The sequence below is a fragment of the Neobacillus niacini genome, from assembly GCF_019749295.1.
Taxonomy (GTDB): domain Bacteria; phylum Bacillota; class Bacilli; order Bacillales; family Cytobacillaceae; genus Neobacillus; species Neobacillus niacini_D.
Window position 1 is genome coordinate 64,440 of the sequence record NZ_JACWFG010000005.1, and the last position, 16,529, is coordinate 80,968.

The window sequence follows — 16,529 nt, forward strand, 5'->3', positions numbered from 1 at the left end:
TGAGGGGTTTTTTGGGGATGTTTTTGAACTTTTTATGAACACATATAAATCTGTACTATAATTATTTCTAACGATATGTCATCTGTTATATAAGAAAAACACGATGATATCAACACCTTCATAGTGAAAACCTGTGAAACAGATATCTATTTGAAATGAAAAAAGCAGGAGAAAAAAATCTCCTGCTTACTAATCGACAATAATGTCAGCAATCATTGGACCATTATGGTCTCTGTCTCCATGGACTTCACAAATTAATCGATACGTACCCCCTTTATCAATTTGAAGGGGGATCATTGTTTCTTCCCCTTTTTTTACGGTTCCTTTAATGTCTGTACCTTCAATATAAAAAGGGTGCTCCTCCCCGTTGATACCACTAATAAATAAGTTTACTTTTTCGCCAGCATCAATATTAATCGTACCTGGGTCCCAACGGTATACTTCAATTTCCTTTCCGTCTTTTGTAGTACTGTTATACTCCACTGTGACCATATGAATTTCTCTTAACTCTTCACCTGCAGTTTGATTAAAGACAGCCGTATCCCCTGCTTTTAACAAAAACCAAGCAGAGATGGTTACGAGTAGGAATGCAGTTACTAAAATAAATACAAGAGTATCTTTCTTTAAAACTAAAAATCTCATAATTACCCCCCAATAATTTGTCCTATTTTATGTTTATGCAGGTATGGGAGGGAAACTTGTCTCTTTTTTATTATTTTTTTCTGATGCTCGTACATATACTTAAAGAAGTATTGATTTTTATTGTTTTTCTTGTTAAAGGTTTATAGCAAAAACTGTATTGAAAGTCTGGGTGATTCCTATAGGTATGAAAAAAGGAAAATTATATACGCTAATAAAATTTCTCTTCCCAGCGTTATTATTATTTATTGCATTTTTTGAATTGAAAAAGTTTATTGGAAATTTAGACACTGGTTTACTTCAAACTGAAATTGCACAACTTCGGTTAGGTACTTTACTGCTTATTTTAATCACGTTGTTTGCTGCTGTTTTACCGATGCTTCTATATGATGTGATGTTATTTAAGGTACTTGGATTAAAGGTAAGGAAAAAAGAAGTCATTGGACAGGCATTAATCGTAAATACCTACTCCAATTTATTTGGTTTTGGCGGTTTAATTGGTGCAATGCTAAGAACCTATTTCTATCATAAGTTTGAAGGTGATAAGAGAAGGCTAGTAGGTGGAATTGCGGCTGTTTCACTTTTTTATATGACAGGAATGTCTTTGCTTGCCATAATCGTGATACTTGGTTACGAAGATCATCCCATATTTGTACAAACAAAATGGTTATACTTTGCGGTACTCGTTATTTCAATTTATTTACCATTGTTATTGGGATTACTCGTTGTTAAAAACAAAAGGGACAAGCAGTCGTTGATTTCCTTTGAAGCGGGATTAAGGCTTTTCTTCATATCAGTATTAGAGTGGACCGCAGTCTTTTGTAGTATTTGGTTTTTATCTTGGATCATGGATATTCCTATCACCTTTGATCAGCTCTTTCCTGTTTATGTTGTTGCATCTTGTGCAGGTATTATTAGTATGATTCCAGGTGGTCTAGGTTCATTTGATATCGTGTTTATTTGGGGAATGCAGTATATACATGTTCCTGAAGAAAAAGTTCTTGTAGTTCTGTTATTCTATCGAATCGGTTATTATTTGGTTCCATTTATATTCAGCAGTGTCCTTTTTATTAAACGTTATTGGGAAAAATGGAACAAGTCTTGGAGTAATATACCCAACACAATTGTCCAAAATATTAGTCATGTAATTGTAACTATACTCGTATTTTTATCTGGTCTAATCCTTCTTTTGTCTGCAAGTGTCCCTGGGATCATGGATAGACTTAGAATCGCTCAGGAACTTTTATCTTTCCCGGTTATAAACATTTCCCATCAACTCACAGTAGCAGCAGGCTTTCTCTTGCTGGGTTTATCTCGAGGGATAGAATACAGTGTAAAGAGAACCTATGAATTAACCATGCTCGTGTTAATTCTCGCAGCATTGTTTTCAATTTTTAAAGGAATAGATTATGAGGAAGCAATTTTTTTGATCACAGTAGCATTATTGCTTAGAATGGCAAAAGGCCAATTTTATCGGGAAAGTTATGTCCTTACCTGGGGGAAGACCACCATTGATATTTTAATCATTACGGTTATCATTTCAATGTATTTGATTATTGGATACTCTAACCTGCCATCTGCTAAAATAACCATCCCATCACCATTATTGCCATATGTTATTGTCGATTCATCGGATTTATTCAGCAGTGCGATGATTGGGCTGACGATTGCATTGCTCATTCTTTATACAGGATATGTAATAAGCAAACCTAATAAGTGGAAATTTGAAACTTCATTCGGTAATGAAAAAGAGATACTGAATCATTTAAATACCTATCAGATGAAGGTGGACTCTCATTTAATCTTCCTACATGGAAAATATATTTTTTGGAACAGTAAGAAAAACGTTTTACTTTCTTTTCAGCCTTATGCAGACAAACTAGTAATTCTTGGGGATCCAATAGGTGAAAAAAACGAATTTTTAAATGCGATAGAGGAATTCCAAGAACTATCAGATCGATATGGATATACCCCCGTTTTCTATCAAGTAAGTGATGAAATGCTTCCATTTCTCCATGGAAATGGCTATACCTTTTTTAAGTTAGGCGGGGGAGTGTCGAAATATGCATTTGTTAGTGAAAAAATTGCAGCTCAAATTTATCTTCATGGAAATGAGCTTAATCAATTTAAGGGGTTAAAAAAGTTTAAGGAACAATATACGAATGAAGGGGATTTAAAATATTTAGGGTACCGGCGAAAATCAATGTTTTCTTTACCATTAACTATGACACAAATAACTATTTTAATTTCTAAGCGGAAGATGTAGGAAGGCTAGAATCCCCATCCATTTTTTTATTTCGAATATTTCAATCAAAGTAAGTTCTTTTCGATTAAATAACAATATTTCCATAAACATTTACAGTCAAAGATAATTTGATAAAATTAGATAGTAAATAAAAAGTAAGGATGTTGTAGATTGTCAAAGACTGTAACTTTTATTATTCTATTAATACTCTTTTTATCTAACCAAGGAAACACATTTGCAGCTGAAAATCAGCTGCTAGAGATAAAAAGTGAAGCTGCGGTACTGTTGGATTCTGAAACGGGTGCCATTCTTTATAATAAAAATGGTGATGAAAGATTATACCCTGCTAGTTTGACGAAAATCGCAACAGCCATCTATGCGATTGAAAAGGGTAATCTCGATGACCTTGTCACAGTGAGTGCCAATGCCGTAAAGGAAGAGGGGACAAGGGTTTATTTAGTTGAAGGGGAAAAGGTACCTTTAAAAAAGCTAATCCAAGGAATGCTGATTAACTCAGGGAATGACGCTGCAGTGGCAATAGCAGAACATTTAGATGGATCGGTCGAAAAATTTGCTGACCATATAAATGGGTATTTAATTGAGAAAATCGGTGTAAGTGGTACACACTTTACCAATCCCAATGGATTATTTAATGAAAATCATTATACTTCTGCAATTGATTTAGCTTTAATAACGAATTATGCAAAGGAAAATCCTGATTTTACAGAGATTTTCAGAACAAAAGAGCTTGCATGGAGTGGAGAATCGTGGGAGACGACTCTACTGACTCATCATCGCCTACTAAAAGGCGAAATTCCTGTTGAAGGAATTACAGGCGGGAAAACTGGTTTTGTGAATGAATCAAAACATACATTAGCCACAACTGCTGAAAATGAAAAAATAAAGCTGACTGCTATCATCTTGAAAGGAGATAGAAGTAAGGATACGTATAATGATACAAAAAAACTGATTGAATTCGGTTTAAATAACTTTCAACATACGGTAATTAATAAAAATGAGTTATTTACGTTTAATGAAAAAGAATTTTTTCCTAAAAATGATATTGTTGTTACCCAGCACGTTGATGGTTCTGAGGAAAAAATCACTGAAAAAGGGATCCTAAATGTACTGCATGATGGTAAGGTCATTCAATCGATTCAACTTGAAATAAAAGAACCCGAAATAATATTAGAAACAAAACCTGTTAAAGTAAAAGAGGAAAAGTTACTATCTAGTGAACAGAGCAGTGTGAATATTTTGTATGGAGTAATTGTATTTGCGTTTGCTGGACTCTTCCTTGGAGTAAGGAAAAGATTGGTCAAAAGACAATAAGGTTGCGAAAAAAGCCATTAAGAGTAGAACTCTTCATGGCTTTTTTTGAACGATATTTGAGAGTAACAACATAAGAAAGGATATGAGTACCATCGCTACTACAAAGGTCCAGGCTAAACGCATGTTTCCAGATTCCATTGCTACATATATCGCAGTTGGAGCTGTTTGTGTTTTTCCGGGAATATTTCCAGCAAACATTAATGTAGCGCCAAATTCACCTAGTGCACGTGCAAAACTCATAATCAGACCGGAGATAAAAGAGGGAAGTGTCAAAGGAAGGGAGACCAATAAAAAAACCTTTGCTCTGCTTCCGCCATCTACTTTGGCTGCATCTTCTATATCCTTATCGACGGATTGAAATCCTAATTTAACGGATTGGTACATAAGTGGAAACGCAACAGTGGTCGAAGCGATTATTGCGGCCCATGGTGTAAACATGATGGATTGCTGAAAAAGTTCCTCAATTACAGCTCCAATTGGACTATTTCTCCCGAAAAAGTATATTAGTAAAAATCCTATTACGGTGGGAGGTAAAACGATAGGAAGCATAAGGAAAGTCTCAAGCAGCATCTTTCCTTTGAAAGTTTTGTTATATAGTAGTCTTGCAAAAAAGACCCCTAAAATGCTAACAATTATGACTGATATTGAAGCAACTTCTAGAGAGAATTTAAGGGGCTGCCAAAATTCATGTGACATTTTCATCAATCCAATACTTTAAAGCCGTATTTTTCAAAAATTGTTTTTGCTGCATTACTATGTAAATAGTCGAGAAAAAGCTTAGCCTCTTTTATATTTTCTGTGGAATTTATTATGCCTGCAGGATAGATAATAGAATCGTGAGTCTGTTCATCGGCAACTGCCACAACTTTAACTTTATCAGATACTTTTACATCTGTCATATAAACAATTCCTGCATCGACATTACCTGTCTCAACGTAGGTGAGAACCTGTCTGACATCCTTAGTTTGGATGATAGCAGGCTGAATTTGTTCCCAAATACCAATATTTTGTAGTGTTTGTTTGGCATATTTACCTGCCGGAACAGATTCTGGAATACCGATTGCAATTTTACTGAATTGGCTATCTGCTAGATCAGAAAAGACATTAAGTTGTAAGGGGTTCTCCTTGTTCGTAATTAATACAAGCTGGTTACCTAGAAAATCAACTTGGTATTGCTCTTCGATTAAACCTTCTTGGGCTAATTCGTTAAATTGGTCATGTGACGCTGAGAGGAAGAGATCGACAGGTGCGCCTTGAAGGATTTGTTGTTTCAATGCGCCAGAGGCGCCAATATTGTAAAATATTTTTATATAAGTATGTTCTTTTTCGAAACTCTTTTTAAGTTCATTTAATGCCTCATTGAGACTAGCTGCAGCAGAAATGGTCAATTCTACAGGTTTTGTTTGGTGCTCCTCTTTGGATGAACATGCACATATTCCTATCAGGAGGAAAATGGCAAGACTAACAAGTAATAGTTTCTTCATGTGTGACTTCCTCTCAAACTTATCAAGTATCACTATTATAACGAAAGAATAATTTTCCTAAAAGTAGCTCGCAATAAAAAAAACTGCCTGGGCGGCAGTTTTATGAGTAATTGAATATTTTAGGTTGTTTAAATCTTACTGAAGTCTGCTCTCGACTTGCTGGCACACTTCATCTGCGCTCATCCCATGTGCTTCAATAACCGAACCTTTTGTAGCGGTATCCTGCATTCCCATTACATTAGAATCTAGACCCGTTACAACACAGCAATCGCAACTCTGTGCGTCAGATTCCTGTCTTAGTTGAACAACATCATGACCCTTTTCCCTTAATGCTTGTTGAATATCTGTTAGAGATTCTTCTACTCCAATTTTCGCCATACAAAACACCTCCTCCTGTAAATTATCATGCCAAAGTTCCTGTTATTTATTCTGTATAAGTCACGATAAACATCAGAAACTAAAAGAGGAGGTGTTACAATGGGAAAGCGTAAAAAGGATCCATCCACCATTGGCCTAGCTTCACCACAAGTTGAAGGCCAAGGTACAACAACCACAGAAACAGGAGCAAGAGAAGCTTCCTCCTCGCGCAGAAAACAAAAGCGGCATTAACAAAGAAAAGAGCGGGCACACATTGTGTCCGCTCTAACTATTTAATTATTGTACATCTCCGCAACTTGCTTTTGTACCTCACTATTTTCAAGATACTCATCATAAGTCATTTGCTTATCAACTAATCCATTCGGAGTTAATTCAAAGACCCGATTAGCAATGGTTTGGATAAACTGATGGTCATGGGAAGAAAAGAGCAAAGAACCTTTAAAGTTGATTAAACCATTGTTTAATGCTGTAATGGATTCCAAATCGAGATGGTTGGTTGGTTCATCGAGAAGTAAAACGTTAGCTCCGTTTAACATCATCTTAGAAAGCATACAACGAACTTTTTCTCCACCGGAAAGTACGCTTGCCTTTTTAAGAACTTCTTCACCGGAAAATAGCATTCTTCCTAGGAAACCTCTTAAGAAACTTTCACTTTCATCCTTAGGAGAGAACTGACGAAGCCAATCCACCAGATTTAACTCGCTGTTTTCAAAGTACTCAGAGTTATCCTTAGGGAAATAGGCCTGAGAAGTGGTAATGCCCCATTTAAAGGTTCCGCTGTCAGCTTCCATTTCACCCATTAATATTTTGAAAAGAGTGGTTTTTGCAACTTCATTAGGTCCTACAAGAGCAATTTTATCACCCTTGTTCATAAAAAAGCTGACATTATTAAGAACTTTTACACCATCAATTGTTTTTGTTAACCCTTCGACCATTAATAGATCATTACCAATTTCACGCTCCGGTGTAAATCCAACGAATGGATAGCGGCGCGAGGATGGACGAATATCGTCAAGAGTAATTTTATCTAATAACTTTTTACGGGAAGTGGCCTGTTTTGATTTAGATGCATTCGCACTAAAACGAGCAATAAAGGCTTGAAGCTCTTTAATTTTCTCTTCCTTTTTCTTGTTAGCATCTGAAGTCAGTCTTGTAGCTAATTGACTTGATTCATACCAGAAATCATAGTTACCTACATAAATTTGAATTTTTCCAAAGTCTAAATCCGCTATATGGGTACAGACTTTATTTAAGAAATGACGGTCATGGGATACGACAATCACTGTATTTTCAAAGTTAATTAGGAATTCTTCTAACCATTGAATAGCCTTAATATCTAAATGGTTGGTTGGCTCATCTAGTAATAATACATCAGGTCTGCCAAAAAGCGCCTGTGCAAGAAGGACCTTTACTTTTTCAGAGCCTGTTAATTCGGCCATTTTTTTATAATGTAAGTCTTCACCGATTCCAAGACCCTTTAAGAGAATAGCTGCTTCCGGTTCTGCTTCCCAACCGTTTAATTCAGCGAATTCACCTTCAAGCTCAGCTGCTTTCATCCCATCTTCATCAGTGAAGTTTTCCTTCATATAAATAGCGTCTTTTTCTTGCATCACTTGATAAAGTCTTGCATGTCCCATAATTACGGTCTTTAATACTTCTTGTTCTTCGTATTCAAAGTGGTTCTGTTTTAATACTGCCATCCGTTCATTTGGACCGAGTTGAACGGTCCCGGTTTGAGATTCAATCTCTCCAGATAAAATCTTCAAAAAGGTAGACTTCCCAGCGCCGTTTGCACCGATTAGACCATAGCAATTTCCAGGTGTAAATTTAATATTTACATCTTCAAATAACTTCCGGTCTCCATATCTTAAACTTACGTTACTTACAGTTATCATTGTATAATATCCTCCAACAGCAAAATATCTACTAATTATACCATTAAAATGGGTGAAGAGCGAATTCTTTGTTGAAAGGGACATTTTGATGGGAGAAAATAAAATAAATTGAAGAAAATTTTTCTAATTTTTTTTCGTAGTTTTCACACTTTATTCATATTTTTGTTGTAGAATTATCGTAAAGAAGTACTGAAGGAATAAAGTGGGTGAGAAGTATGTCGAAAAAGCAACTTACTGAATTTGTTAATAAGTTAAAACAGGCCGGAATAAAAGCAAGTTTAACAAAACCAAAGTCAAACTACCTATTATCTCTGCAGCAAATAAAAAAGTTTCCTTCATCCGTGAATTAAATAGGTAATAAAAAGCGATTAATCCAGAGGACTAACCGCTTTTTTTATGCTCTTATTCAATTTCATCCATGATTTCATCATAAACTTCTTGTTTATTAAATTCTTCACCCATTGGAAACTTAGAAATGTATTGATTATTTTCATCGATTAAATAGGTGAAGGATGTATGAACAAATTGACCATTGCCAGGGTCTTTATATTGGAACTGCAGCGATTCTGCTACTTCCCTAATTTTTTTCTGGTCCTCTTTAATAGTTTCTTGGTTACCAGTGAGGAAAATCCAGTTGTCGGAATTTTGAATTTCGAAAGCGTTCATATACTTTTGCAGCACCTCAGGGGTGTCACGGTAAGGATCTATCGTAATCGTAACGAACTCAATTTCTTTACCGAAGACATCACTCTTTTCTAAATCACTCTGTAATTGCACCATCTTCTGCGTTGTGGTGGGGCAAATATCTGGACAATGAGTATAAATAAATTCCACAAGCTTTAGTTTTTTATCTTCACCAAAGCTATAAGATTCACCATTGTGTTTAAGTAAGGTAATATTTGCAGGTACTTTGGAACTTGCATCCCGAATCAGAAAATAAGAGATTCCAGCTGTAATCAAAATGAACACTGCCAAACTACATATTATATAGATTTTTTTCATGATTTCTCCCTCCTAACATAAAGATAAAGGAGTTTTTTATAAAAAGATGTGGATATTTCGTGAACATTATTTAGTAGTACTAGCACTAAAACATTTAGTCAATCGTACAATGAGAAACTGGACAATTTCCGCAATCATTTTCTGCCTTAAGATATTCAATATTATGAATGATGATTTTTTTGTGGTCGATTGAGATAATTTGGTTTTTTTTTAAGTCAGTGAGCATTCGACTAACGATTTCTCTAGCTGTGCCACAAAAATGAGCCAAATCCTGTGTGGTAATGGGTACTGTGATATGAATTCCGTCATCTTTATGTAAGCCATAGCTGTTTGATAATCGAATTAATGTAGAATAGAGTGCACCTTTTTTACCAAATAAGACTAAATCTCGAAATTTGGTCATTGTTCTTCTAATATGATCATTCATCCATTTAATAAATTGATAGCCTAAATTACTATTTTGAAATAAGGCTTTCTCTAACATGTCTAATTGAATACCTGCCACATGACCATCTTCAATTACTCTTGCATTGAAAATGTATCTTGGATCTTCAGTAAATAGAGTCAGCTCACCAACGATATCATGCGTAGAGCATAAGCGTAAATATAATTCCTCACCCTCGGCGTTCATTTTCGATATTTGGATTCTTCCAGAGAGGATAAGGAACATTTCTGAGGCAGGCTGACCTTCTTGAAACAGAAACGAACCTTTTTTAATTTCAACCATTCTTCCTGCAGAATGTAAAAGATCTATCAATTCCTTGGTAAGTAGATTCTCGGTTTGTATCTTAGTATTCATATATCCCACCTGTAATTGTTTGACCTACTTTTATATTAAGTGTAAAACAAGTAGAGAAATAGGCGAAATAAAGTCAAACTTGTTAAACATTTATGAAATTTTGCATATAATAAAAATATGAGTACTTTGACAAGCGTTTCTGATTATTGTATTCTTTAAAAGAATCAATATTTTCTAAATAAGGGAGTATGTTGTATGTTAGGTGTCGTTCTTAACTAATCCAATCAATTGGATATTTTCATTCCATTTTGCCTATTTCAATTTTAGTTGAACTTTAGGTCTATTTGAGTGTGTTTTGGAATGAAGTTAAGAACAATGGGCATACCAAGCATACATTTTTTCTCCATGTTGCTGTGTACCTTCTAAGTAGACAGTTTTTTTTATGGATTAACTTGTATATTAAAAGCGAGTAAGTACTCGTTTTATTCGTGCAGCCGCAATGACATTGTTCATTGCGGCTATTTTTATTTTATTTTGGAGGGAAAAAACATTGAATACACATACATTTAAGGTTTTGGAAGTACAGGAGATTAAAGAGAGAATAGCTGAATTTGCTTTAACGAATGAAGGAAAAGAAAAAATCTATAACCTTGAACCTTCTACACATTTGAAGCAAATTGAAGCATGGCTTGATGAAGTCTCTGAAGGTGTTGAAATTCTCAAGAAGAGCTCAAGTGTACCTGTCCATGGGCTAGGAGGAATGGGACAGATTTTATTAAAATTAAATAAAGGTACTGCATTACGTCCAGACCAATTAACCAAGCTTTACGATTTCCTAGATTGTTGTGGGAAGATGCGACGCTTTATGAAAGATAAAGAGTTTTATGCACCTAGAGTTTCCTCGTATGTGGACGTGATTGAAGAATTGCCAGAGCTTGCTGGTGAGATCATTCGCTGCATACGAAATGGAAGGGTAGATGATTATGCAACAAAAGAATTATTGAAAATTAGAAAACAGATTGCCATTCATGAGGAGCGGTTAAAGGAAAAAACGATGCAGTTGATTCGCTCAAATAAATATAAAACATATTTACAAGAGAATGTTGTCAGTCAAAGAGATGGGCGATATGTTATTCCCATTAAGAAGGAATATCGGAATAAAATTAAAGGGGCAGTACTGGATACTTCTGCTTCCGGTTCAACGTTATTTATCGAGCCGGAGGAGATCGCCTTATTTCAAGAGCAATTAACGTTGCTGCTAGCGGATGAGGATGTTGAGGTTCAAAAAGTCTTGTCCTATTTAACAGGATTAGTTGAGGAGAAAGAGCAGCAAATTGTTTTAGCAATCGAAACCATGGTCCATTATGACTTTTTATTTGCTAAAGCGAAATATAGCAGGTCTATTAATGCTGTGAAGGTTAAGGTAAATGACCATCAAGAGATAAAGTTAATTCAAGCAAAGCACCCACTCCTAGGTGATAAAGCCGTTCCATTATCATTAGAGATGAAGGATGGGCAAAATGCTCTTGTCATAACAGGTCCAAATACAGGAGGAAAAACAGTTAGTATTAAAACAATAGGTTTGTTGACGTTTATGGTCCAGTGCGGACTCCACATTCCTGCTTCTAAAGAGAGTAATCTTAATGTTTTTCAAAAGATTTTAGTAGATATTGGCGATGGTCAAAGTATTAGCGAAAATTTAAGTACATTTAGCTCACGAATAGTGAATATTATCGAAATCCTTAAGGATACCAATGACCAAAGTTTAGTTCTTCTTGATGAACTTGGGTCTGGAACAGATCCAGGGGAAGGGATGGGTCTGGCGACTGCCATTTTAGAACAACTTTTTAACAAGGGAGCGATTATTTTAGCAACAACACACTACAGTGAAATAAAAGAGTTTGCTGAAGAACATCCGGGATTTATAAATGGATCGATGGAATTTGATATTGAGACACTCAGCCCTACCTACCGCCTTCATATAGGAAAAGGAGGAGAGAGCCAGGCCTTTGCGATTGCCTTAAAACTAGGAATTCATCCGAAAATCATTGAGCGGGCACATCAAGTAACGTATAAAGAAATAAAACACTATGACAATAAAGTAACAGATATCTGGAAACTGAAGGAATTAGAAAAACAAGTGATTGTTAATAAATACAAACATAGAAAAAAGGCTGATATACCTTTGACCAAGTTTAATGATTTCAGTCAAGGGGATAATGTGAAGATTTCACCGACAAATGAATTCGGGATTGTTTATAGCGGTCCTGATCAGCAAGGAAACTATATGGTACAAGTTAAAGGAGAAAAAATATCTGTTAACCACAAAAGAATAAAGCTTTATATCGCCGCTAAAGATCTTTATCCAGAGGATTATGATTTCGATATAATTTTTCAATCGAAAGAAAACCGGAAGAAAAGTAAAATACTTTCCAAAAGGCATGATGATGAAGTAATTATTGAGCATAGTGATATTTGAAAGTCAGCCCTCCTACTCGGAGGGCTGACTTTTGGCTGCGTATTTTTCTGCCAGCAGCTGTTTTACTTGGTTATAACTTAAACCTGACTGTTTGTTTAATCTCTTCACTTCTTCGATATCCGTTCCGACAACTGTTACTTTTTTTTCATTCGATTTCATTTTGATTACTCCTTCCTAATTTATGTTTATGGTAAAGATGTTTTTTTAAGCAATGAAAAGTGCATTTTTGGTACATACTATAAAAAAAGGAGGCGGTTCCCATTTTTTATGGTAAAAGGGCTAAGGATGAAGAAATTGAAGTAATTATGCTTGAAACCGAAATCTACTCTTGTATGGATAATGCTTGTATTGGTTGGATGAGAAAGGATTTTGTAACTGACGATTTGCTATGCCCAATGTGTGGTAATGAAATGGCTGCAGAAATAAGAGAGCTTCCAAAAATATAATGAAGGTAGTAATCAAAAAGACTGTCAAAATAAATGACAGTCTTTTATTGTTCGTCAAAGTCAAAGAAATGACCATCGAATGCTTGTTGTGCAGATTCGGAAGTTGTAAAGAGTGCATCATCATCTTCAATAACATGAAAGGTTTCATTCAGAAATAACGCAAGTGCATTTGGATCCTTAGGATGAGCGACAATTTCTGCTGCCTTAATATTAGCTACAGTTGGTACATGTGGATTACGATATATCACAAACACTTCGTCGCCAGGTTTAGCACTCGAAATATCAACCATATCCATATCTAGTTACCTTCCTCTTTCATAAATTCTCGTTTTGCTGGCGAATTTCATCACCGGTAATCAATACATTTGCATCCTCAAGTTCCTTATGTTGATCAACGGACTCACCAGGTACATATTTTTCAGAGGGATAAATACCTCCATGTATGGATGTTTGCTTCTTTTTGGAGAAATTAGATTCCTTAACCATTACAAACACCTCCTTTTTTAAGCATTTGCTTTCTGTATCAGGTTTATTCTTTCCTAAATTTTCAACAAAAAAAACTCCCCATTCTGGAGAGCGTGGCAACTTGTTCTATTCGTCCTTATTAGCTAAACAGCGATCGCATTCCATTAAGTAGCTTTCTGCCTGTTCTTCCATGTGCTGGCCGCATTCTGGACATTCCTTCTTTGGCAAAGTACGGAAAAATTCAACTGGACTAATTAACATTGGTAAAACCTCCTCTTTTTAATACAGTGTATTAAATATTTATTTGTTGTAGTACAGTATAGTTAAAAAAATTATCCTCTGTTTATTCTTCTCTTTTTGCTAAACAGCGGTCACATTCCATTAAGTAGCTTTCTGCTTGTTCTTCCATGTGCTGCCCACATTCTGGACATTCCTTTTTTGGCAAAGTACGGAAAAATTCAACTGGATTCATTAACATTAAAATCTCCCCCTTTTTTAATACAGTTTATAAATTATTAACCTGTTGTAGTACAGTATAATCAAAAAAAATAAGTTTGTGTAGTCCTTTTGGAAAAATAATTTATTTTTTTTGAAAAATGATACATTTATCCTGTATAAAAATTTTGTGCAAGTTTGGTTCATACTATGTATGATAAGAAAAATTTATTTGGATAAAATAATTTAAATTCGACAATTTTGTGACAAAAACACTTCCCTGACGTATTGGTTTCCATTACAATCAAAGTAGAAAGAGATTAGTTAAAATAGGGGGGATGGATGTAAATGGATTCAGTAACAGGAGAATTTCGTCCATTTTTAATTGTTATCGCCATCGGATTAACAGTTATGGCTTCATATACAGGTTTAGATATGTTTACTTTAATAAAAAAATCCAAGAAAAATAAAAGACTTTTATATCTCGGCGGCTCTTTAGCAATGGGAGTCGGGATATGGGCGATGAATTTCCTCGGTTTAATTGCTGCTGACATTAACCGCTTTTCTAGTTACCAAATACCCATGACAATATTGTCTATATTTATAGGAATCGCCTTTTCAGGAATGGCTTTTATACCTTTATTTGGCAAGGAAGTTCGTTCTATCCATTTGGTCTTGGGGAGTTTATTTTTATCCATTGCAGTTTTCTCTATTCATATCATCAGTGTTTATGCAATGAACCTAACAATAGAATACAATGTTTCGCTTTTTGTATTTTCGGGACTGTTAATATTCGGTTCTTTTTTATTTGCATTATGGATACTATTTTCGTCAAAAACCTATTCACAAGGAAACCAAACATGGTTAAAACCAATTAGTGCCCTAATCATTTCATGTGCGATTGCAGAGGGGCATTTTCTTTTAAAAAGAGCCTCAACAATTATCTCAAATAATAATGCCGTAAATGTGTTAATTGCAACAGAGACATTTTTAGTATATTTAGTATTGTTCGTTGCAATTTTAATAATAGGCGGTTTAATAGCTTCGAGTACCCTTATAAGCAAGCAGTTAGCTGAATCTGATACAAACCTAAAGGACATCAAAGCAGCTTTAGATGCTTCTGCCATAGTGGCGATTACTGACCCGGCAGGAACGATTGTTTTTGTAAATGATAAGTTTGAAGAAATTTCTAAGTATAGTAAGGAAGAAATTATCGGAAAAAACCATCGCATATTAAATTCAGGATATCACTCAAAAGAGTTTTTTCAGGAGTTGTGGTCAACCATTAAATCCGGAAGGATATGGCGGGGAGAAATTAAGAATAAAGCAAAAGATGGCTCCGATTATTGGGTGGATACAACAATTGTCCCTTTCCTAGACAAAAAGGGGAATCCGGTTCAATATATCGCCATTCGGTCTGATATAACCAATCGAAAGATAGCGGAAAAGGCGCTATTGGAATCTATTAAAGAAACACGTGATATCACATTTGCGCTGGACCAATCTTCTATTATTGCGATTACCGATCAAAAAGGGAAAATTACCAGTGTAAATGATAGGTTCTGTGAAATATCGAAGTACAGTCGTGAGGAATTACTCGGCGAGGACCACAGGATATTAAATTCTGGCTACCATTCAAAGGAATTCTTCAAGGAACTCTGGCGGACAATTGGTCAGGGAGATGTATGGAAAGGCGAAATATGTAACCGTGCAAAGGATGGAACAAATTATTGGGTGGATACCACCATTGTTCCTTTTTTAAATGAAAATGGGAAACCATATCAATATGTTGCCATTCGTACTGATATCTCTGATCGAAAGAGAGCAGAAGAGCATTTAAGAGAATCTATAAAGGATAATACAGACATTCGCTTTGCCCTAGACCAATCTACCATCGTTGCTTTCACAGATGCACGTGGAATAATTACCAGTGTAAATGATAAATTCTGTGAGATCTCAAAATACAGTCGTGAAGAGATTATTGGAAAAGACCATGCGATACTTAATTCGGGTCATCATTCAAAATTGTTCTTCAAAGAATTATGGAAGACGATTGGAGCAGGCAAGGTTTGGAAAGGTGAAATAAGAAATAAAGCGAAGGATGGTACCTACTATTGGGTGGATACCACGATTGTTCCTTTCTTAAATGAAAATGGGAAGCCATATCAATATGTGGCGATTCGTAATGATATTACAGAGCGTAAGAAAACAGAAGAAGTTCTTCACCGCCAAGATAAGCTTGCCGCGGTTGGCCAATTGGCTGCAGGTGTGGCACACGAAATTAGAAATCCGCTCACCTCTATGAAAGGATATGCTGAATTCCTTACTCTAGATGAAAAGGATCCTGAGCGCTTGGAATTTATGAATATTATTCTTGATGAAATTGAGCGTGTTAACACCATTGTTGAGGACTTCATGGTATTAGCGAAACCAAAGATGGTCGAGTTAGAAGAAAAGAATGTAGTTCCAGTGATTAAAAACGTGGTATCCTTGCTTGAATTTGAAGCAAGAAAGAAGCATGTCAAACTTTCATTTGAGTGTCCTCATGAAATCATCCAGATTGAGTGTGATGAGAACCGATTAAAGCAAGTGTTTCTAAACTTTATCAAAAATGGAATAGAAGCAATGCCAAATGGCGGGGAATTACATGTTAAGACGATAATCCATGATAATAATGTCCAGATTTCAATCCAGGATACAGGTGTTGGCATACCGAAGGAAAAACTAAAACAAATCGGTGAACCTTTCTATACAACCAAGAAAAATGGGAATGGGTTAGGATTAATGGTAAGCTTTAAAATTATTGAAAATCATAACGGAAAAGTGTTTGTTGAAAGTGAGCCTAATAAAGGAACAACTTTTAATATTCTATTACCTGCAAAACCAGCATGACGAAAAACGGAAGAGAAGCTCTTCCGTTTTTTATTATTCAAAAAATAGACAATAATTTTTTTAAAAAACAAAGCTACTTTTAGGATAAATAGATTAAT

19 protein-coding genes are annotated in these 16,529 nt (G+C 35.3%); 7 read left to right on the forward strand and 12 right to left on the reverse strand.

Annotated elements, in window-relative coordinates:
• Positions 1-189: 189 nt before the first annotated feature.
• Positions 190-642: a cupredoxin domain-containing protein gene (locus H0184_RS09125; RefSeq protein ID WP_221823632.1), complete on the reverse strand. Its 453-nt coding sequence runs from the start codon at positions 640-642 to the stop codon at positions 190-192.
• 184 nt (positions 643-826) lie between these two features.
• Between H0184_RS09125 and H0184_RS09130 the strand changes: the two genes are divergently transcribed.
• Together H0184_RS09130 and H0184_RS09135 are read left to right on the forward strand one after the other, a co-directional pair.
• Positions 827-2,905, forward strand: coding sequence for a phosphatidylglycerol lysyltransferase domain-containing protein (locus H0184_RS09130; RefSeq protein ID WP_221823635.1), 2,079 nt, complete (start codon positions 827-829; stop codon positions 2,903-2,905).
• 150 nt (positions 2,906-3,055) lie between these two features.
• Positions 3,056-4,216, forward strand: coding sequence for a D-alanyl-D-alanine carboxypeptidase family protein (locus tag H0184_RS09135; protein WP_221823637.1), 1,161 nt, complete (start codon positions 3,056-3,058; stop codon positions 4,214-4,216).
• A 33-nt stretch (positions 4,217-4,249) separates the two neighbouring features.
• Here the strand turns inward: H0184_RS09135 and modB are convergent, their stop codons facing one another.
• From modB to H0184_RS09150, 3 genes are all read right to left on the reverse strand, one after another.
• A complete protein-coding gene (gene modB, locus H0184_RS09140; RefSeq protein ID WP_221823639.1) occupies positions 4,250-4,912 on the reverse strand; it encodes a molybdate ABC transporter permease subunit in 663 nt (220 codons plus the stop codon).
• Between the two features lie 5 nt (positions 4,913-4,917).
• Positions 4,918-5,700: a molybdate ABC transporter substrate-binding protein gene (modA, locus tag H0184_RS09145; protein WP_221823641.1), complete on the reverse strand. Its 783-nt coding sequence runs from the start codon at positions 5,698-5,700 to the stop codon at positions 4,918-4,920.
• Positions 5,701-5,835: 135 nt separating this feature from the next.
• Positions 5,836-6,078 (reverse strand): YkuS family protein, encoded by a 243-nt coding sequence (locus H0184_RS09150; protein ID WP_221823643.1) that lies wholly within the window; start codon positions 6,076-6,078, stop codon positions 5,836-5,838.
• A 99-nt stretch (positions 6,079-6,177) separates the two neighbouring features.
• Here H0184_RS09150 and H0184_RS09155 point away from each other — a divergent pair, with 99 nt between their 5' ends.
• A complete protein-coding gene (locus tag H0184_RS09155) occupies positions 6,178-6,309 on the forward strand; it encodes a YuzL family protein (protein ID WP_221823645.1) in 132 nt (43 codons plus the stop codon).
• Positions 6,310-6,350: 41 nt separating this feature from the next.
• On the opposite strand, the gene H0184_RS09160 is transcribed toward H0184_RS09155, so the two are convergent.
• On the reverse strand, positions 6,351-7,973 hold the full coding sequence (locus H0184_RS09160) for an ABC-F family ATP-binding cassette domain-containing protein (protein ID WP_221823647.1): 1,623 nt from the start codon (positions 7,971-7,973) through the stop codon (positions 6,351-6,353).
• Positions 7,974-8,188: 215 nt separating this feature from the next.
• On the opposite strand from H0184_RS09160, the gene H0184_RS27630 reads away from it, so the two are divergent.
• Entirely contained in the window at positions 8,189-8,323 is a 135-nt protein-coding gene (locus tag H0184_RS27630) for a hypothetical protein (RefSeq protein ID WP_260631509.1), read from the forward strand.
• 52 nt (positions 8,324-8,375) lie between these two features.
• Here H0184_RS27630 and H0184_RS09165 read toward each other — a convergent pair whose 3' ends face one another.
• On the reverse strand, positions 8,376-8,975 hold the full coding sequence (locus H0184_RS09165; protein WP_221823649.1) for an SCO family protein: 600 nt from the start codon (positions 8,973-8,975) through the stop codon (positions 8,376-8,378).
• Between the two features lie 94 nt (positions 8,976-9,069).
• The gene (locus H0184_RS09170; protein ID WP_396953589.1) at positions 9,070-9,762 is read right to left on the reverse strand and encodes a Crp/Fnr family transcriptional regulator; all 693 of its coding nucleotides are present in this window, start codon (positions 9,760-9,762) and stop codon (positions 9,070-9,072) included.
• Between the two features lie 502 nt (positions 9,763-10,264).
• Between H0184_RS09170 and H0184_RS09175 the strand changes: the two genes are divergently transcribed.
• Positions 10,265-12,193 (forward strand): endonuclease MutS2, encoded by a 1,929-nt coding sequence (locus H0184_RS09175; protein WP_221823653.1) that lies wholly within the window; start codon positions 10,265-10,267, stop codon positions 12,191-12,193.
• 12 nt (positions 12,194-12,205) lie between these two features.
• On the opposite strand, the gene H0184_RS09180 is transcribed toward H0184_RS09175, so the two are convergent.
• Positions 12,206-12,352, reverse strand: a complete 147-nt coding sequence (locus H0184_RS09180; protein WP_221823655.1) for a hypothetical protein — start codon at positions 12,350-12,352, stop codon at positions 12,206-12,208.
• 101 nt (positions 12,353-12,453) lie between these two features.
• Here H0184_RS09180 and H0184_RS09185 point away from each other — a divergent pair, with 101 nt between their 5' ends.
• Positions 12,454-12,639: a cold-inducible protein YdjO-related protein gene (locus tag H0184_RS09185; RefSeq protein ID WP_221823963.1), complete on the forward strand. Its 186-nt coding sequence runs from the start codon at positions 12,454-12,456 to the stop codon at positions 12,637-12,639.
• A gap of 44 nt (positions 12,640-12,683) precedes the next feature.
• Here the strand turns inward: H0184_RS09185 and H0184_RS09190 are convergent, their stop codons facing one another.
• The 4 genes from H0184_RS09190 to yhfH (H0184_RS09205) all read right to left on the reverse strand — a co-directional run bounded on the left by H0184_RS09190 (position 12,684) and on the right by yhfH (H0184_RS09205) (position 13,582).
• Complete coding sequence (locus H0184_RS09190; protein WP_221823658.1) at positions 12,684-12,935, reverse strand: transcriptional regulator SplA domain-containing protein; 252 nt, start codon at positions 12,933-12,935, stop codon at positions 12,684-12,686.
• Positions 12,936-12,954: 19 nt separating this feature from the next.
• Positions 12,955-13,125: a hypothetical protein gene (locus tag H0184_RS09195; protein WP_221823660.1), complete on the reverse strand. Its 171-nt coding sequence runs from the start codon at positions 13,123-13,125 to the stop codon at positions 12,955-12,957.
• A 105-nt stretch (positions 13,126-13,230) separates the two neighbouring features.
• Positions 13,231-13,365, reverse strand: a complete 135-nt coding sequence (gene yhfH / locus H0184_RS09200; protein ID WP_221823662.1) for a protein YhfH — start codon at positions 13,363-13,365, stop codon at positions 13,231-13,233.
• An 82-nt stretch (positions 13,366-13,447) separates the two neighbouring features.
• Positions 13,448-13,582, reverse strand: a complete 135-nt coding sequence (yhfH, locus tag H0184_RS09205; protein WP_082799471.1) for a protein YhfH — start codon at positions 13,580-13,582, stop codon at positions 13,448-13,450.
• A gap of 305 nt (positions 13,583-13,887) precedes the next feature.
• Between yhfH (H0184_RS09205) and H0184_RS09210 the strand changes: the two genes are divergently transcribed.
• Positions 13,888-16,431 carry a PAS domain S-box protein gene (locus H0184_RS09210; protein ID WP_221823667.1) on the forward strand — a complete coding sequence of 848 codons (2,544 nt, stop codon included), beginning with the start codon at positions 13,888-13,890 and terminating at the stop codon, positions 16,429-16,431.
• The last annotated feature ends 98 nt before the right edge of the window (positions 16,432-16,529 follow it).